This is a genomic window from Pigmentiphaga litoralis (assembly GCF_048632615.1).
Lineage (GTDB): Bacteria > Pseudomonadota > Gammaproteobacteria > Burkholderiales > Burkholderiaceae_B > Pigmentiphaga > Pigmentiphaga litoralis_B.
Genome location: NZ_CP184479.1, coordinates 1,384,774 through 1,400,761 on the forward strand (window position 1 = coordinate 1,384,774; position 15,988 = coordinate 1,400,761).

18 protein-coding genes are annotated in these 15,988 nt (G+C 65.8%); 14 read left to right on the forward strand and 4 right to left on the reverse strand.

What is annotated here, in order from left to right; all coding sequences use genetic code 11:
• Positions 1-191: 191 nt before the first annotated feature.
• Complete coding sequence (locus ACNANG_RS06130) at positions 192-611, forward strand: hypothetical protein (protein WP_420226433.1); 420 nt, start codon at positions 192-194, stop codon at positions 609-611.
• On the opposite strand, the gene ACNANG_RS06135 is transcribed toward ACNANG_RS06130, so the two are convergent.
• Positions 564-1,541: a threo-3-hydroxy-L-aspartate ammonia-lyase gene (locus ACNANG_RS06135; RefSeq protein WP_420226434.1), complete on the reverse strand. Its 978-nt coding sequence runs from the start codon at positions 1,539-1,541 to the stop codon at positions 564-566. The two genes, ACNANG_RS06130 and ACNANG_RS06135, sit on opposite strands and share 48 nt — an antisense overlap.
• A gap of 301 nt (positions 1,542-1,842) precedes the next feature.
• On the opposite strand from ACNANG_RS06135, the gene ACNANG_RS06140 reads away from it, so the two are divergent.
• The 3 genes from ACNANG_RS06140 (at position 1,843) to ACNANG_RS06150 (ending at position 4,289) form a co-directional block, all read left to right on the forward strand.
• Complete coding sequence (locus ACNANG_RS06140) at positions 1,843-2,661, forward strand: alpha/beta hydrolase (RefSeq protein ID WP_420226435.1); 819 nt, start codon at positions 1,843-1,845, stop codon at positions 2,659-2,661.
• 101 nt (positions 2,662-2,762) lie between these two features.
• Complete coding sequence (locus ACNANG_RS06145) at positions 2,763-3,407, forward strand: OmpA family protein (RefSeq protein ID WP_420226436.1); 645 nt, start codon at positions 2,763-2,765, stop codon at positions 3,405-3,407.
• A 426-nt stretch (positions 3,408-3,833) separates the two neighbouring features.
• Positions 3,834-4,289, forward strand: a complete 456-nt coding sequence (locus ACNANG_RS06150) for a cupin domain-containing protein (protein WP_420226437.1) — start codon at positions 3,834-3,836, stop codon at positions 4,287-4,289.
• Positions 4,290-4,482: 193 nt separating this feature from the next.
• Here the strand turns inward: ACNANG_RS06150 and ACNANG_RS06155 are convergent, their stop codons facing one another.
• Positions 4,483-5,451 (reverse strand): Bug family tripartite tricarboxylate transporter substrate binding protein, encoded by a 969-nt coding sequence (locus ACNANG_RS06155; RefSeq protein WP_420226438.1) that lies wholly within the window; start codon positions 5,449-5,451, stop codon positions 4,483-4,485.
• 122 nt (positions 5,452-5,573) lie between these two features.
• A complete protein-coding gene (locus ACNANG_RS06160; RefSeq protein ID WP_420226439.1) occupies positions 5,574-6,437 on the reverse strand; it encodes a polysaccharide deacetylase family protein in 864 nt (287 codons plus the stop codon).
• 154 nt (positions 6,438-6,591) lie between these two features.
• On the opposite strand from ACNANG_RS06160, the gene ACNANG_RS06165 reads away from it, so the two are divergent.
• Together ACNANG_RS06165 and ACNANG_RS06170 are read left to right on the forward strand one after the other, a co-directional pair.
• Positions 6,592-7,503: a LysR family transcriptional regulator gene (locus ACNANG_RS06165; protein ID WP_420226440.1), complete on the forward strand. Its 912-nt coding sequence runs from the start codon at positions 6,592-6,594 to the stop codon at positions 7,501-7,503.
• 221 nt (positions 7,504-7,724) lie between these two features.
• A complete protein-coding gene (locus ACNANG_RS06170) occupies positions 7,725-8,768 on the forward strand; it encodes a hypothetical protein (protein WP_420226441.1) in 1,044 nt (347 codons plus the stop codon).
• Positions 8,769-8,779: 11 nt separating this feature from the next.
• Here the strand turns inward: ACNANG_RS06170 and ACNANG_RS06175 are convergent, their stop codons facing one another.
• A complete protein-coding gene (locus ACNANG_RS06175; protein ID WP_420226442.1) occupies positions 8,780-9,679 on the reverse strand; it encodes a LysR family transcriptional regulator in 900 nt (299 codons plus the stop codon).
• Positions 9,680-9,796: 117 nt separating this feature from the next.
• Here ACNANG_RS06175 and ACNANG_RS06180 point away from each other — a divergent pair, with 117 nt between their 5' ends.
• From ACNANG_RS06180 to ACNANG_RS06215, 8 genes are all read left to right on the forward strand, one after another.
• Complete coding sequence (locus ACNANG_RS06180) at positions 9,797-10,222, forward strand: GlcG/HbpS family heme-binding protein (protein ID WP_420226443.1); 426 nt, start codon at positions 9,797-9,799, stop codon at positions 10,220-10,222.
• Positions 10,215-11,291, forward strand: a complete 1,077-nt coding sequence (locus ACNANG_RS06185) for an amidohydrolase family protein (protein WP_420226444.1) — start codon at positions 10,215-10,217, stop codon at positions 11,289-11,291. The genes ACNANG_RS06180 and ACNANG_RS06185 overlap by 8 nt, the downstream gene beginning before the upstream one ends.
• Before the next feature lie 91 nt (positions 11,292-11,382).
• Positions 11,383-12,300 carry a VOC family protein gene (locus tag ACNANG_RS06190; RefSeq protein WP_420226445.1) on the forward strand — a complete coding sequence of 306 codons (918 nt, stop codon included), beginning with the start codon at positions 11,383-11,385 and terminating at the stop codon, positions 12,298-12,300.
• A gap of 102 nt (positions 12,301-12,402) precedes the next feature.
• A complete protein-coding gene (locus tag ACNANG_RS06195; protein WP_420226446.1) occupies positions 12,403-13,266 on the forward strand; it encodes a fumarylacetoacetate hydrolase family protein in 864 nt (287 codons plus the stop codon).
• 97 nt (positions 13,267-13,363) lie between these two features.
• Positions 13,364-14,578, forward strand: a complete 1,215-nt coding sequence (locus ACNANG_RS06200; protein WP_420226447.1) for a bifunctional 3-(3-hydroxy-phenyl)propionate/3-hydroxycinnamic acid hydroxylase — start codon at positions 13,364-13,366, stop codon at positions 14,576-14,578.
• A complete protein-coding gene (locus ACNANG_RS06205; protein WP_420226448.1) occupies positions 14,575-14,946 on the forward strand; it encodes a hypothetical protein in 372 nt (123 codons plus the stop codon). The genes ACNANG_RS06200 and ACNANG_RS06205 overlap by 4 nt, the downstream gene beginning before the upstream one ends.
• Positions 14,947-15,007: 61 nt before the next feature.
• Positions 15,008-15,202 carry a hypothetical protein gene (locus tag ACNANG_RS06210; protein WP_420226449.1) on the forward strand — a complete coding sequence of 65 codons (195 nt, stop codon included), beginning with the start codon at positions 15,008-15,010 and terminating at the stop codon, positions 15,200-15,202.
• Positions 15,199-15,984: a Bug family tripartite tricarboxylate transporter substrate binding protein gene (locus ACNANG_RS06215; protein ID WP_420226450.1), complete on the forward strand. Its 786-nt coding sequence runs from the start codon at positions 15,199-15,201 to the stop codon at positions 15,982-15,984. The genes ACNANG_RS06210 and ACNANG_RS06215 overlap by 4 nt, the downstream gene beginning before the upstream one ends.
• Positions 15,985-15,988 lie beyond the last annotated feature (4 nt).

The window sequence follows — 15,988 nt, forward strand, 5'->3', positions numbered from 1 at the left end:
GCCCCGCTGGCGAGATGCCGCGGATGGCCTGGAGGAATGCAGTGTGCGCAGCGGCGGCGACGCTCACAATTGGCGCTACCCGCGACGGACGGAATGGTCCGTTGGACAGGAATGTCCTGGGGCGCAAGGCCTGTTCACACGCGGTCGTTTACACTTCCGGCACTGTCCACCCACTCGATGAACGAGCCGCCGTGAAGCTGTTTTCCAACAAAGATCTGACGTGGGGCGCCCTGGGTGTGGCGCTCCTTCTGATGTTCATCGCCTCGAACGCGTTTCGGGGTTCGCTGCCCGAAGGGGATTTTTCGGCGCGCGTGCCCATGCTGTTGCAGTTCCTGGGCGCGTTCCTGGCGTCCGCGATGTTCGCGGCGCTGGTGGTCGTGGTGATCTGGCTGTTCCGCCGGTTCAACAATCGGACGTATGAAACGCCGCGCCGCGACTATGCGCTGGCGGTGGCGTTCATGCTGCTGGTCACGTTCAAGCGCGTCGATGCCGCGCCCCTGCCAGTGCACGTGCCGACGGCTGCGCCGGCGGAAGTCGTGGCGATCGCGCCTGCGCGCGAGGCCTTACAGGCCGATCGCGTCACGGCCGCGATTCAAGTAGCCGGTGAGTGAAAACAGATCGACGTTGCCGCCGGACACAATGACGCCGACGCGCTTGCCTTGCGCGGCCAGCTTGCCGGACAGCAACGCCGTGGCGCCCAGGGCGCCCGTCGGTTCGATCACCATCTTCATGCGTTCCATCAGGAACAGGGTCCAGTGGATCAGTTCGTCGTCGGGCACCGCCATGACGTCGTCGACCTCCGACAGGATCAGCGGGAAAGTGATGGCGCCCGCACTCTCGGTACGAGCGCCATCGGCGATGGTGTCGGGATTCTTGCAGGTCTGCAGGGTCTTGAGCTTGAAGCCCCGCGTGACGTCATCCCCCGCAGCCGGCTCGACGCCGATCACCTTGATGCCAGGCGACATGGCCTTGGCGGCGATGGCCGATCCGGATAGCAGCCCGCCGCCGCCACATGGCACGAGCAGGTAGTCCAGCGGGCCGACGTCCTGCAGCAGTTCAAGCGCGGCCGTGCCCTGACCGGCAATGATGTGCGGATGGTCGAAGGGCGGGATGGTGACGAGGCCGTCCTTGCTGGCCACTTCCGCCGCCACGGCTTCGCGGCTGTCGGTGGCGCGGTTGTAGGTAACGACGCGCGCGCCATAGCCCTGCGTGGCTTGCAGCTTGACCTGCGGCGCGTCGGTCGGCATGACGATGGTCGCCGGAATGCCCAGCAGCTTGCCGGCAAGCGCAACGGCCTGGGCGTGGTTGCCCGATGAAAAGGCCACGACACCGCGCCGCTTGGCGTCATCGTCGAGCCGCGACAGCGCATTGAAGGCGCCGCGGAACTTGAACGCACCCATCCGCTGATAGTTCTCGCATTTGAAGAACACCGACGCACCTGTCAGGGCATTCACCGTGCCGGAGGTCAGGACCGGAGTCCGGTGGGCGTGGCCACTCAGGACCTGCGCGGCGGATTCGATATCGGAGAACGTGACGGACATACTGCGTGGCCTCGACAAGAGATGGAAGGTAAGCCGGCGCGCGGGTGGGCACCTGGCCAGAAGTGTCCAGGCCCGGGCTAGACACGCCGGGACACACACGACAGTATACGAAGCAGCCGACACATATCCGAAGCACCTGCCACGTATCGCCGTAGGCCGTCGCTGCGCAAGGCGTCCGTCCGGTGCGCCACCAAGTCCACACCTCCGGCGCCGCGCCCAACCCTTCCGCATTCCGACGGCTGCCTCACACGGCATGGCACTTGCATATGCCGATGTCTCCACTTGCTCGTAAAGGATCCGCATGACCGCCGTCACCGTCCAGGACATCATCTTCACGACGTCCCATGAACCTGCCCTGTCGGGGCGCCTGTACCGCCCCGCCGCGAGCGGGCCGGTGCCCCTGCTCGTCGACATTCACGGTGGCGCCTGGAACAAGGGTGACCGGCTCAACAACCAGGTCATGCACCACTATCTGGCCGAGCACGGCATTGCCACCTTTGCCCTGGATTTCCGGCTGGCGCCCACGACGCAATATCCTGGCGCGGTCCGTGACGTGAACCAGGGCATCCGCTGGGTCAAGGCACATGCCGCCGAACTAGGTACGCGCGCCGATTGGGTAGGCGGGCTGGGCACCTCCAGTGGCGGCCATCTACTGATGCTCAACACCCTGGTGCCGGACCATGCGGACCACGCCATGCCGGACGCAGGGGCCGACGCCAGGGTCAACTATGCGGTGGTGTGCTGGGGCATCCTGGATCCGCTTGCCCGCTACCGGATGGCGCAGGAAAAGAATCTGACGCAATTGATCTGGGCACATCATGACTTCTGGCCGGACGAAGACGCCATGACTCGCGCCAACCCGCAGCTGATTCTGGAACGCGGCGAGCATGCGCACTTGCCCCCGGCAATGATCATTCAAGGGACCGGTGACCAGAATGTCGAGCATGCACGGGCCGATTTGTTTGCCGATGCGTATCGCAAGGCAGGGGGCGAGATTGCCGTGCACAAGTTCGATGATGTGCACATGTTCGTGACGTCCACCCCGGATACCGATAATTCGCGCCTGGCCTTGCAACGTATCCGTAATTTCGTGCTGGCGCAGACCACAGGCGCCCATTAATTCTCACATCTTCAAACGATGTGTTGCCGCTTCTGGCTGAGCACGCCTGTAACATTTGCCGTCAGTACCCGACGCAAAGACTCACAACAGGAGCGCCACCCATGAAGACATCTACTGTTAGCAAGCTCGTTCTGGTTGCCGCCATAACTGCGTTCACCGCAGGTTGCGCGAACCAGCAGCAAAACAATGCCGCCATTGGCGCGGGCGGCGGCGCTGCTGCCGGCGCGGGACTTGGCGCGCTGTTCGGCGGCGGCAAGGGCGCGGCTATTGGCGCAGGCGTTGGCGCCGTGGCCGGCGGTCTGGTTGGCTACAACTGGAGCAAGGTCAAGCAGGACGTGGAGCAATCCGGCGCCAAGGACCTGGGCATCGACGTGGCCGAGCAGCCCGACGGCACGCTGAAGGTGAACATCCCCAGCGGCGTGTCGTTCGACACCAGCAGCTTCGCCTTGAAGCCTGCCTTGCTGCCTGTGCTGGACAGCGTGGCCCGCACGATGCAGCAAAGCCCGGAGCTGCGCGCTCGCGCGATCGGCCACACCGACAACACCGGACAGATGGCCTATAACCAGACGCTGTCGCAGAACCGCGCAACGGCGGTGACCAGCTATCTGGCCGGCAAGGGCGTGGCCAATGCGCGCCTGAGCTCGGAAGGCCGTGCGTCGAACGATCCGGTGGCGGACAACGCCACGGCAGAAGGCCGCGCTGCGAACCGCCGCATCGAAATCTTCCTGTACGCCACGAAGAACTAGAGCGCCAGCACCGCCAAAGCGCCAGCACCGCCGTTCGCCCCCGTGGACGGCAACCGTGCTCGGTTGGCCGAGACGCCAGTCATTCACCCACGAATGGCTGGCGTTTTTTGTTGGCGCGTTTGGCGAGTCAGCGCCAATGCCCGCGCGATGCCAGCGCCAACGACGATGCCAGTACCCCTGCCAGCAGGCGTGCCCATGCCGATCGCCGCACCTGCCTCCATGCCGCGATATGCAACCGCACGCCGCCATGTGCAATGCAGCAAAATCTATGTACATTTCCTTAGCTGGCAAACCCTCAGGCACGAAAAAATCCCATAGGGACTACCTTGAACGGGCTTCCCCTAGTTCCTGATACCTACGCTGCGGCGCACAATCAACTGACGGTTTTAGTTTTGAAATCGAGGCGGTGCAACCCCGGAGGCAGCCATGCAAGACACTACGACCGATTTTTCCCATGTGAAGCCGGGCGATACGCCCTACCGCGGCGAAGGCCTGCGGGACTTCTTTCAATATCGCGATCTGGGGATCGCGGCAGCAACGCGTGGGAAGGTCATCGCGCACCTGGTGAGGGCGCATTCCGCACCGGAGAAAGGCACGGGGTGGCACCGGCATGAGGCGGATTTCCAGATCGTGATCATGCTGAAGGGATGGGCGAAATTTATGTACGAGGACAAGGAAACGCTGGTTGAAGCCGGTGATTGCGTGCATCAGCGTCCGGGCATCGTGCATTACCTGTTCGATTATTCGCCCGACATGGAATACCTGGAAATCGTCGGGCCGGCTGACTTCAAGAGCATTGCCGCCCCGGCGCCGTGTGCGGTCCCGTCGCCTACGCCCTGGGATACGCCGGCAAGAAGCCAGCAGGCCGAACGCGCGGCGTGATACGACAGGCCGCACGCCGGAGAAGTCATGCTCGGCCCGACCATGGCGCGGACCGCTGCGCACGTGGGTAATCACCGTCAACCACGGTAGCGGTGACCGCCGCCTGAGATGGCGACGGCTATCGCCCAGCCGTGGCGACGGCCATCGCCCAGCCGTAACGACGGCTATCGCCCAGCCGTGGCAACAACCCCGCCTACTCCGGCGAAATCCCGGCCTGGCTCGTGATGCCGCGATATACCGACACGCTGCTGTTCAACAGCGACAGGAATTCCGAAGGCGACGCGCTCTTGGCTACGTTGAACCCGGCCGCATCCAGCCGCGACCGCATGTCGGCGGATTCCAGCGACTTGCCGATGGCGGCACGGATCGTTTCCACGACCGGCGCCGGCATGCCCGCCGGGCCGAGCACGCCCACCCAGGTATCCGGCATGGCGTAGCCGGTCACGCCGGCTTCGGCCATGGTGGGTGTCGACGGCGCGGCGGCGGCGCGCTGGTTCTCCAGCACGGCCAGCAGTTTGAGCTTGCCCGACTTGACGAAAGGCATGACGTTGGACAGCACCAGAATGCCGACCGGCACCTGTCCGCCGACCACGTCGGTCAGCGCCAGTGACCCGCCCTTGTAAGGGACGTGGACCATATCGATCCGGGTGACGGCCTTCAACAGTTCGCCGCCCAGATGTTGCGATGTGCCGACGCCCGCGGTGCCATACGACAGCTTGCCGGGGTGGCTGCGGGCGTACTCGATCAAGCCCTTGACGTCATCGACCGGCAACGCGGCATTGACGACCAGCGCCTGGGGCGCGGTGCCCACGACCGCGATGGGGGTGAAGTCCTTGATGGGATCGTAGGTAATCGCCTTGGCAAAGAAGGGCAGCGTGTTATGCGGCGGGCCGAGCTGCACCAGCAAGGTGTAGCCATCGGGCTGCGATCGGGCGACCATTTCGGAACCGATCATGCTGTTGGCGCCGATGCGGTTGTCGACGATCACCGGTTGCCCGGTGGCGGCCGACAATTGCTGGCCCAGAGACCGGCCAACCGTATCGGCTGCGCCCCCGACCGCGAAGGGCACGATCAGCCGGATCGGCTTGTTCGGAAAGTCCTGGGCCATCACGGCGGCGGGCAACAGGACGAGCGCGGCCAGCGCCTTGCGTAGCAAAAGCATGGGTGTCTCCTCGGTGGATTCCACATCCGCCGCCTTGGCGCCCGGTCGGGCCGCGTGGCGATCTGGTGGCCGCGGCGCCGGCGGCGCCGCGATAAAGCCGTGTCGGAACAGCTGGCGCGCGGTCAGGCCGGCGTTAGCGGAAAGCGCTCCGCGTAGGTGATCTCGTCCACCTGGTTCTCGTTGATCCAGTCGGCCAGTTCGTCATGGCGCGGCATCCATACGCCCTCATGCGACGTGATGTAGCCCAGCACTTCATCGAGCATGGCGCTGATCAGCGGGCGCCCGCCGAAGTGGCCGTGCACCGTGATGTTCATGAACGCGTCCGGCTCCTTGTTGTGCAGGTAGTCGAACGTGTCCTTGTAGCACTGGAAGAAATCGCGGGGCGCCGCGCGCAGCACGCGGTTGTCGGCAAAGTCGCTATGGGGAATCGCCACCATGCCGCCCCCGCCGTTCGGCAGACGGCACGGCAGGTCCAGATAGTTGTAGTCGCCATGCCAAAGCATGCCGGCTTCGGCCAGCAGGTCGGTGGTGCGCTCGGTGGTCGCGATGGTGGAACTGAGCCAGCCGCGTGGCTTGATGCCCGACACGTCTTCCAGGATGCCCAGGCTGCGGGCGATCAGGGCGCGTTCTTCGGTTTCGTTCAGGCCCGGCAGCACTTCGTCCTGCGCATAATTGTGGCCCGCCAGCTCGAAGCCGTTGGCCACGATGCGCTGGATCACGCCAGGGAATAGTTCGGCCACCCGCGCGTTGACGCAGAACGTGGCGGGCAGGTTGCGCTGGCGCGCAATGCGCATAAGGCGATCCGCGCCGGCGCGGGCGCCATATTCGGACCACGTGATGCCGGCCAGGTCGGTCGTGCCCGGGCGCGGCGGGCTCGTCATGGGGGAATACGGCGGGGCCTTGCCTTCCGACCAGCTTTCCACCAGGAAAGTCAGTACGACCACGGTGCGGACGCCTTCGGGCCAGATCGTTTTCAAGCGGGTCATGCGGATTCCTTGTCGACAGCCTCGACACTGAGGCGTTGCAGCGGACTATCGCCCACGCCTCTGCTTAATTCAATTTGAATGAATCGAACTAAAATTCAGGAAAACTCAATGCCTGTCCAAGCCGTACCCCGTTCGCCACCAGGTCGCCTGCGCCATGTCCTCGTCCGCCCTCAAGATCGCCGTCCTGCGCCAGTTCCTGATCGCCGCCCACCGCGGCAGTTTCCGCGCGGCGGCGTTGGAAACGCACCGGTCGCAGGCCGCCATCACCCTGGCCATGCAGCAGCTGGAAGACGAGGTGGGCGGCGCGTTGTTCGAACGGGGACATCAGGCCCGCCTGACGCCACTGGGTGTGTCCGTCCTGCCCCTGCTGACGGAACTGGTGGCCGTTCACGACCGGGTACAGGGCGAAGTACGGCAGCTGGCCAGCGGCGAACACGGCACCCTTGCGCTGGCCGTGATGCCGTCCCTGGCCGAAGAATGGCTGCCCCGGGTACTGCGCGAGTTTGCGGCCACGCATCCGGGGGTGCGCTACCGGGTGGCCGACGTGTCGTCGCCGCAGGTGGGGCCGCTGGTCGCCAGTGGTGAAGCCGAAATCGGCGTGACCGGTCTAATTGGCGAGGATGCCAAGCTGGATCGTGTGGCAGTGGCGCGTGACAGCTTTGGTGTGGTCTGCCGGCCGGACCACTGGATCGCCCGTCGCGGCAAGGCGCTGCCCTGGAAAGCGCTGGGCGACGAAACCCTGATCGCCAACACGACCTTCCACGCGCTTCAGGGGCATGGCCTGGAACGCTGGCTGGACAACCCCTACATGGTGATCGCCAACCGCACGTCGCTGATCGCCACGGTACGGGGCGGACTGGGGATCACGGTCTTGCCGACGCTGGCGCGCCCGGCACCGGAACACGGTCTGGCGTTCGTGCCGCTGACCACGCCGCGCGTGCCCCGTGTGATCGGCATCGTGACCCGCGCCGGCCGTACCTTGTCGCCCGCGGCGGCAGCCATGCACACGGCCATGCGCGCTTCACTGGCTGCCTTCGCGCTGGCGCAAGGAGCGCAACTGGCATGACGGGCAGCATCCGATGCGCGGCATCGATTGCCTGGCGCTACCGGCCTGTTCCGTCGACCCCGCCCCGGCGGTCTTCCACCAAATGGACGTGTCATCCGGACGGCACCTATGGCGCACGCGCAACGTTCGCGCGGCAATCCGGCGCGACCATCGGCGCCGCGCCACCATCGCGACGCTGGCCCACTACAATGGGACCCCTACGAACGTCATTGCCTGTGTCCATGACCTTTTTGCGGAAAAGCCTGGTTGCTTTTCTCATCCTTGCCGGTTTCGCCCTGGGTGGCTGCAACGTCGCGCGCGCCGAAAAGATGCGTTTTACGTTCGGGTCGGACACCCCGCGCTGCAATGACGCCGCGTGCGCCACATGGATCAACGCCCGGGGCGTGATCACCAACGAAACGCCCGCCGACTTCATCGCCTTCATCGACCGCAATGCCCTGCGAGCCAAGACCGTGCGTTTCGATTCGCCAGGCGGCGACCTGGTGGCGGGCATGCGGCTGGGCGAAGTCATCCGCGTCAAAAAGTTCGATACCGAAGCCATTACCTGTGCGTCGGCCTGCGCCTATGCGTTCCTGGGCGGCGTGCAGCGGCGCTTCACCAGCAAGCAGACGCGGTTCGGTGTGCACCGGTTCTACCGCAGCAAGCCACGCAATCCCACCTTGCGCCACTATTCGGGTGAAGACCTGGACACGCCGCAGCGCCTGATGGCCGGCCTGATGTTGTATGCCATGAAGATGGGCGTGGACCTTCGCCTGCTGGCCATGGCCACCGAGGCGGGCCCCGGCGAAATGCGCTGGATCGATGCCGAAGAAGCGCGCACGCTGAACGTGACCTACACGCCCTACACTTGGGACCGTTGGGAAATCAAACCGCTGGGCAAGGGCATCATCGCGATCTCGCAGAATCAGGACAAGAACGCGTCCATGCAGATCGCCTGCACCAAAAGCGAAGGCGCCTATTTTCTGATTCGAGACGAGCGGGAAAACGCCGGGTGGTTCCGCCAATGCCAGGCCACGCGGGGCAATGGCCATCCGATCCTGGGCGCACTGGTGGGAGACCAGGATGTGGTCACACGGACCAGCCAGGATAAAGCCACGATCGCGTTCTTCATCGACCCCCGCAAGGTGACCTTCAGCAATGCCACGGTGTTTGCCGATCCGAATACCTATGGACCATCGTGCATCGCGCCGTTCGACAAGTATGTGGGCGCCACCGCAGGCCTGAAAGAAGCGGCGCAACTCGCGCTGCGCAACTGCGTGGAATGACGGGCCGGCGCTTACGCCCGGAATAGTTCGTGCACCTGCGCGCGCAGCCGCATGTTGCCGGCGTCCTTGTGAAAGCGCCGCGGCCAGAACTGATGCACTTCAATCGTGGGCGCCTTGATCGGCACGTCCACGATCCGTATCCGCGCATGCCTGACGCACACGTCCGCCAGGTCCCGCGGCACGGTCGCGATCAGGTCCGACCCTTCAATGATGGGCAACAGGCTGGTGAAGTGGGACGTTTCCAGCTGCACCCGGCGCGTCAGCCCGCGCTGCTGCAGGAATTCTTCGAACAGGTGTTCCCGCCCCGGCCGCACGGCCGCGTGCGGCGCGGCCAGATATTGCTTGAGCGTCATCGTTGCCCCGATGGTGGGGTGATCGTCGCGGATGATGCACACGAAGGGATTGCGGAACAGGCGCTGCTGGAACAGGCCGGCCTTGTGCAGGTCCGGAAAGTAGCCGATCGCCAGTTCGGCTTCGCCCGATTCCAGTGCGTCGGCCGCCGCGTGGCGCGGCATGGCCAGGGTCCGGATGTTCAGCCCGGCCCCGGATTCCGTAAAACGGGTCAACAGTTTGGGCAGGAAGTTGATCTCTCCGATATCGGGCGTGATGATCGTGAAGGTCCGCTCGCTGGTGGCCGGATCGAAGGTGTGGGCCTGCAGGATTTCGCTGCGCACCGTATCCATCACGCGATGGACCGCGGGGGCCAGCGCGGCGGCGCGCGGCGTGGGCCGCATCTGCGAGCCGGTTCGCACGAATAGCGCGTCATCGAACAGGCTGCGCAGCCGGGCCACCGCCGCGCTCATGGCGGGCTGGCTCAATCCCAGCGCCTCGGCGGCGCGGGTCACGCTGCGGTGTTCGATCATGGCGTCGAACACGCGCAACAGGTTCAGGTCGATCGTCCGGATATCCATCCCGCCACTTCTCCGCAATCATTATCCACGGGGTGGATTTTAACTATCCAGCAGATCGTCTGGATGGATGGACTGCGCGCTCGTAGACTGCTTCCCAGCATAACGAGGAGACACGCGATGACCCGGCTTACCCTGGATCAGGCCAATCAGATCATTACCGCGGCGCTGCAACAGTCTGCCGCCAGCGGCTACAAGCCCATGGCCGTGGTCGTGCTAGATGATGCCGGTCATTTGAAGGCCGCGCAGCGCCAGGACGGCGCCAGCATGTTCCGCATCGACGTAGCCACCGGCAAAGCCTGGGCCGCCGTGGGCATGGATGCGTCGAGCCGCACCCTGGCCCAGCGCGCCAAGGACAACCCCAACTTTTTCGTGACACTGGCATCCACCGCCCAAGGCCGCTTCTTGCCGCAGACCGGCGCCGTGCTGATCCGCGATGCTGACGGCAGCATTCTGGGTGCGGTGGGCGCCAGCGGCGGATCGGGCGACGAGGACGAAGCGATCTGCATCGCGGGCGTGCAGGCGGCAGGGCTGGTCCATGGCTGAGCCCGCCGGTTCGTCCATCCATGCACCCACCGGCACCAAGCGCTGCGGCTGCGGCATCGACATCCACGCGCACATCGTGCCCGGCCACTTCCCGTCTTACCTTGGCAACAAGGTGCCCGCCGCCTGGCCCAGCATGGCCGACGCGCCGCCGCAGCGGGGCCTGTGCCATCGCCACGTCATGATCGCGGGCAAGACCTACCGCACCGTGTCGGAGCAATGCTGGAGCGTGCCGCGCCGCCTGTCCGACCTGGCCGGCATGGGCCTGCGGCATCAGGCCATCTCGCCCATGCCCGAACTGCTGTCCTACTGGATGGACGCGGCCGACGCACAGCCGCTGCTGCGTTTCCTGAACGAACAGATTGCTGAAATGTGCGCGGCGTCGGAAGGCGTGCTGCTGGGCCTGGGCGCCGTGCCCCTGCAGGACGTGGACCTGGCGGTCGAGGAACTGCGCTACGTGATCGAGACGCTGGGCTTTGCCGGGGTCGAGATCGGCAGCAACATCAATGGCGTACCGATTGGCGACCCGCGTTTCCTGCCTTTCTTTGAAGCGTGCGTGGCGCTGGATGCCGCCGTGCTGGTGCACGCGATCAAGCCCGCCGGCATGGACCGCCTGATTGGCCCGCCGCCCTTGCAGCAGGTGCTGGCCTACCCGACCGATGTGGGGCTGGCCGCCGCATCGGTGATGACGGGCGGGCTGCTGCAGCGCCTGCCCGCCTTGCGGCTGGCCTTCAGCCATGGCGGCGGCACGCTGGCCACGCTGCTGCCGCGGTTGCAGCAGGGCTGGCAGGTATTTCCCGCCCTGCGGGACAGCATTCCGGAATCGCCACTGGCCCAGGCGCGCAGGCTGTTCTACGACACGCTGGTGTTCGATGAAGACATGCTTGCGCACCTTGTGGCGCGCTTTGGCAGCAGCCAGCTGATGCTGGGCACCGACTACCCCTTCAATTTCCACGACCGCACGCCGCTGGACCGCCTGGCCCGCGCCGGCCTGGATACCACCACGGCCGAACAGATGACGGCCGGCAATGCCAGGCGCTTTCTGGCGCGCGCGTTCGCGGCGTCGTCTTGAAAGTACCGAATGCCCTGAATATCCGGGTGTGCCTGGCGCACCGACTGCCCTGAATGCCCCGAACCTACCGATAACGACAACGGAGACCCTGATGGCTTCCCCCACAATTCAGTCGCTGCGCAGTGTTGCCCTGAACGTGCCCGACCTGCAGCGCGCCGAAACCTTCTACACCCAGGTCTGGCATCTGACCGTTGCCGACCGCACCGATGACGCGATCTATCTGCGCGGCACCGGTCCCGACCACCACATCCTGGCCTTGCACCAGGGCGGCGACAAGGCCGAGATCCGCCAGGTGACCCTGCGCGCGCACAGCGACGCCGCGCTGCAGGCGATTCAGGACGCCGCGGTCCGGGCGGGCGGCACGATCGCCGCGCCGTTGCATGCCATCACCGAACCGGGCGGCGGTAGCGGGCTGACCGTGCGCGATCCGGACGGACGCCTGATCCAGGTGGTTGCCAACGACGCGCGCCATGCCGACACGTCCGAGGCCAAAGACCGCCCGATCCGGCTGGCCCACGCCGTCTTCAACAGCCACGACGTGGCGGCTTCCCAGGCGTTCTTCGAACAAGCGTTTGGCTTTCGGCTGTCTGACCGCACGAAAATCATGGCCTTCATGAATTGCAATCGCGACCACCACAGCATCGCGCTGGGGGATGCGGACAACGACGCGCTCAATCACATCGCCTTCGTGATGCCCGACCTGGAATCGGTCATGCGGGGCGGCGGCCGCATGAAAGACGCGGGGCATGTGATCGAGTGGGGCCCTGGCCGCCACGGTCCGGGCAACAACGCCTTCAGTTATTTCGTCGGCCCGTTTGGCGAGGTGATCGAGTACACCGCCGAGGTCCAGCAGATCGATGACGACTACAAGGTCGGCGGCCCCGGCGACTGGAGCTGGCCCGCCGGACGGATCGACCATTGGGGCATTTCAGCGCCGCCCAGCGCCAATCTGAAGGCCGCCCAGCGCTCCCTGTTCTTCGTGACATCGCCCGCGCCGACGTCGGCCTGACGGCTCGCCGGCACACCGCCTTTTCATTGCCTTGCCCGACCCCGCGCGCCATTCCACGCGCGCGGGCACGCCACCCGCTTAGCTTTTTTCTTCGGATTTGCCATGCAATTGACTACCTTCCTGCAATCGGGCGCGCCGCGACTTGGCCTGGTGGACGGCAACGCCGTCATCGACCTGAATGCCGCCCTGCCCGCGGTGCCGGCCGATCTGCGACAGGCCCTGCTCGCCGGCGCCGACCTGTCTGCCGCCTGCACGCAGGCCTTGGCGTCGGATGCGCCGCGCCTGCCCCTGGCCAGCCTGACCTTGGCGCCTGTCGTCCCGGAACCGGGCAAGATCGTCTGCCTGGGGCTGAACTACTTCGACCACGCCAAGGAAGGCGGCCGCGACAAGCCCGATTACCCCTGGTTCTTTTTGCGCGGCGCCAGCTCGCTGATCGCCCATGGCGCCGACGGCATCCTGCCCAAGGTGTCGGAACGCTTCGACTACGAAGCCGAGCTGGCCCTGGTGATCGGCCGCCGCGTGCCGCGCCATGTGCCGCACGATGCGGCGCCCGACTACGTATTCGGGTATGCCTGCTTCAACGACATGTCGGTACGGGACTACCAGAAGCGCACACCGCAATGGACCATAGGCAAGAACTTTGACGGCACGGGCGGCTTTGGCCCGGTGCTGGTAACCGCCGATGCCCTGCCGCGCGCCGCCGTCGGCCTGAAAATCGAAGGCCGCCTGAATGGCGAGGTGATGCAGCAGGCCAATACCCGGGACATGATCTGGGGCGTGGCCGAAACGATCTCCTTGCTGAGCGAGGTCATGACGCTGGAACCCGGCGACGTGATCATCATGGGCACCCCAGCGGGCGTGGGCCAGGCGCGCAAGCCGCCGGTCTGGATGCGCGCGGGCGACACCTTCGAAGTGGAAATCGAAGGCATCGGCACCCTGTCCAATCCGATCCGCGCCGAGGCCTGACATGACCCCAGGCATGGATCAACACAGGGATCATGGCACCCATCAAGGCATGGGCCAAAGCACGGACCGAGGCTTGAACCCAGGCGCGGACCCATCCTTGAATTCCGGTGTCGACACAGGCTCAAAGCCCCGGACGGCTGACACATCGGCCGCGTTCTACGACGTGGCCATCGTGGGCTTTGGCCCCTCGGGCGCGGTGGCCGCCGGGCTGCTGGGCGGCCAGGGACTGACCGTGCATGTGTGCGATCGTCAGCACACGGTGTACGACAAGCCGCGCGCCATTGCGATCGATCATGAAATCCTGCGGGTGTTCCAGCAGCTGGGCATCGTTGACAAGATCGCGGCGCATGTCGAACCCTTCACGCCCTCCGAATACTTCGGCGTGGACGGTCAGCTGATCAAACGCCTGACCATGATCGAGCCGCCCTACCCCCTGGGCTACACGCCATCCAACGTGTTCTCGCAGCCCCCGGTGGAACAGGCGCTGCGCGAGCACGTGCGCGGCCTGCCGAACGTGACCGTGGCCTTGGGCGCCAGCGTGACCGCCGTGACGCAGGACGAAGCGTCGGTGTGCCTGTCGGTCTCGCACGACGATGGCCGGACCGAGACGGTGCGCGCCCGCTACGTGGTGGCGTGCGATGGCGCGTCCAGCTTCGTGCGCGAGCAGGTCGGCATCAGGCTGGAAGACCTGCAGTTCGACGAGCCCTGGCTGGTGGTGGACGTGCTGGCCAATGAACGCGGCTTGGCCAAGCTGCCGGTGACGAGTGTGCAGTATTGCGAGGCCGAACGGCCCTGCACCATGGTCATCGGGCCGGGCAACCATCGCCGCTGGGAAATCTCGTTGAAAGAAGGTGAAGACCCGGTCGAGGTCACGCGGCCCGAAGCCACCTGGAAGCTGCTGTCGCGCTGGATCACGCCCGACGACGGCGAATTGTGGCGTCAGGCCAGCTACCGCTTTCATGCGCTGGTGGCCGACCGCTGGCGCGTGGGCCGGGTGTTCGTGGCCGGCGACGCCGCGCACCAGCAGCCGCCCTTCCTGGGCCAGGGCATGTGCCAGGGCATGCGCGACGTGGCCAATCTGAGCTGGAAGCTGGGCGCGGTGCTGCGCGGCGACGTGCACGGCGGCGCGGCCGACCGGCTGCTGGACAGCTACGGCGACGAGCGCAAAGCCCACGTGCGCGAACTGACGTCGCGCATCAAGGCGATCGGCGCGGTGATCTGCGAACGGGACATCGGCAAGGCCCGGGCGCGCGACGCGCATCTGCTGGCCGAGAGCGGCGGCGTCGTGCGCGACACCCCCGCCAGGACGTGATTCCACCTCTGGACACTGGCCTGCTCGCCCCGGCCACGAACCCGGCGCGCGGCACATTGTTCCCGCAACCCTGGTTGCGGCAGGACGGATCGGACGTGCGGCTGGACACGGTGGCGGGCAATGGCTGGCTGCTGGTGCTCGGCGCCGGGTATGACGGCCCGGTTCCATCCACGCAGGGCATTCCCGGACTGCAGGTGCTGCGGCTGGATGACACGCTTCCCGAACGGGAAGGCGTCGCGGCCGCCTGGTTCGAACGGCATGGCAGCACGGCAGCGCTGGTGCGGCCGGACCGCTATGTGTACGGCACGGCGGCCTCGAGCCAGTCGCTGGCCGACCTGGTCCGCAGGCTCGCGGACACCCTGGCCTGACGCCGCCAGGAACGGCAATCACACTACCCATACATACCGACAACAAGAGTTGGAGACCCGCATGAACCGTAGAGATCTCATCAAAGTCCTGGCGCTGAGCGCGCTGTCCCCCTTGCCGGTCGCGACCGCGTTCGCGCAGGCCTGGCCGGACAAGCCTATCAAGATGGTGCTGTCGCAGCCCCCGGCTCCGGACCGGACAACATTGCCCGCCTGCTGTCGGAGCGTCTGTACGCCAAGTGGAACCAGGCGGTCGTGATCGAGAACAAGCCGGGCGGCCAGAACACCGTGGGCGCCCAGGCGGCCGCCCGGGCCCCGGCCGACGGCTACACCTTCTACTTTGCGACGACGGCCGCGCTGGTCACCAACCGCTTCCTGTTCAAGACGCTGCCGTACGACCCGGAAAAGGACTTCGTGCCGGTGTCGTTCATTGCCCGCAGCCCTTTCGGCGTACTGGTCCGGGCCGATTCCCCGATCCGCACCATTGACGAACTGATCGCCAGATCCAAGGCCGCGCCCGGCACTTTCTCATTGGGCAATGAAGGTCCGCGCACCTTTGGCGGCATGATCGCGCGGCTGTTCAATTCGCGGTCGAACGCCCAGGCCAACCTGGTGCCCTACGTGTCGGTGGGGGTCTCGACGCAGAACCTGATGGGCGGGCATGTGGATGCCATCGTGGCGGACGTCGCGTCCACCGCGCAGTTGACCAAGCAAGGGCGGCTGCGCCTGCTTGCCACCACCGCCGACAAGCGCCTGGCCGATTTTCCGCAAGTGCCGACCCTGGCGGAAAGCCTGCCGGGCTTCGATATGGTGGGCTGGTTCGCCATCGTGGCGCCTGCCGGGACGCCGCCCGCCGTGATCGAACGCGTCAATCGCGACATTGACGCCTTGCTGGCGGACCCGGACGTTGCCGCCAGGATCGCCACGGTGGGCCCCATTGCCGCGCCCGGTTACAGCCCGGCCCAGACCGGCGCGTTCCTGAAGGCCGAAACGGCTCGCTGGGCCACCATTACCAAAGAGATCGACATTCTTCCGGAATAGGCCT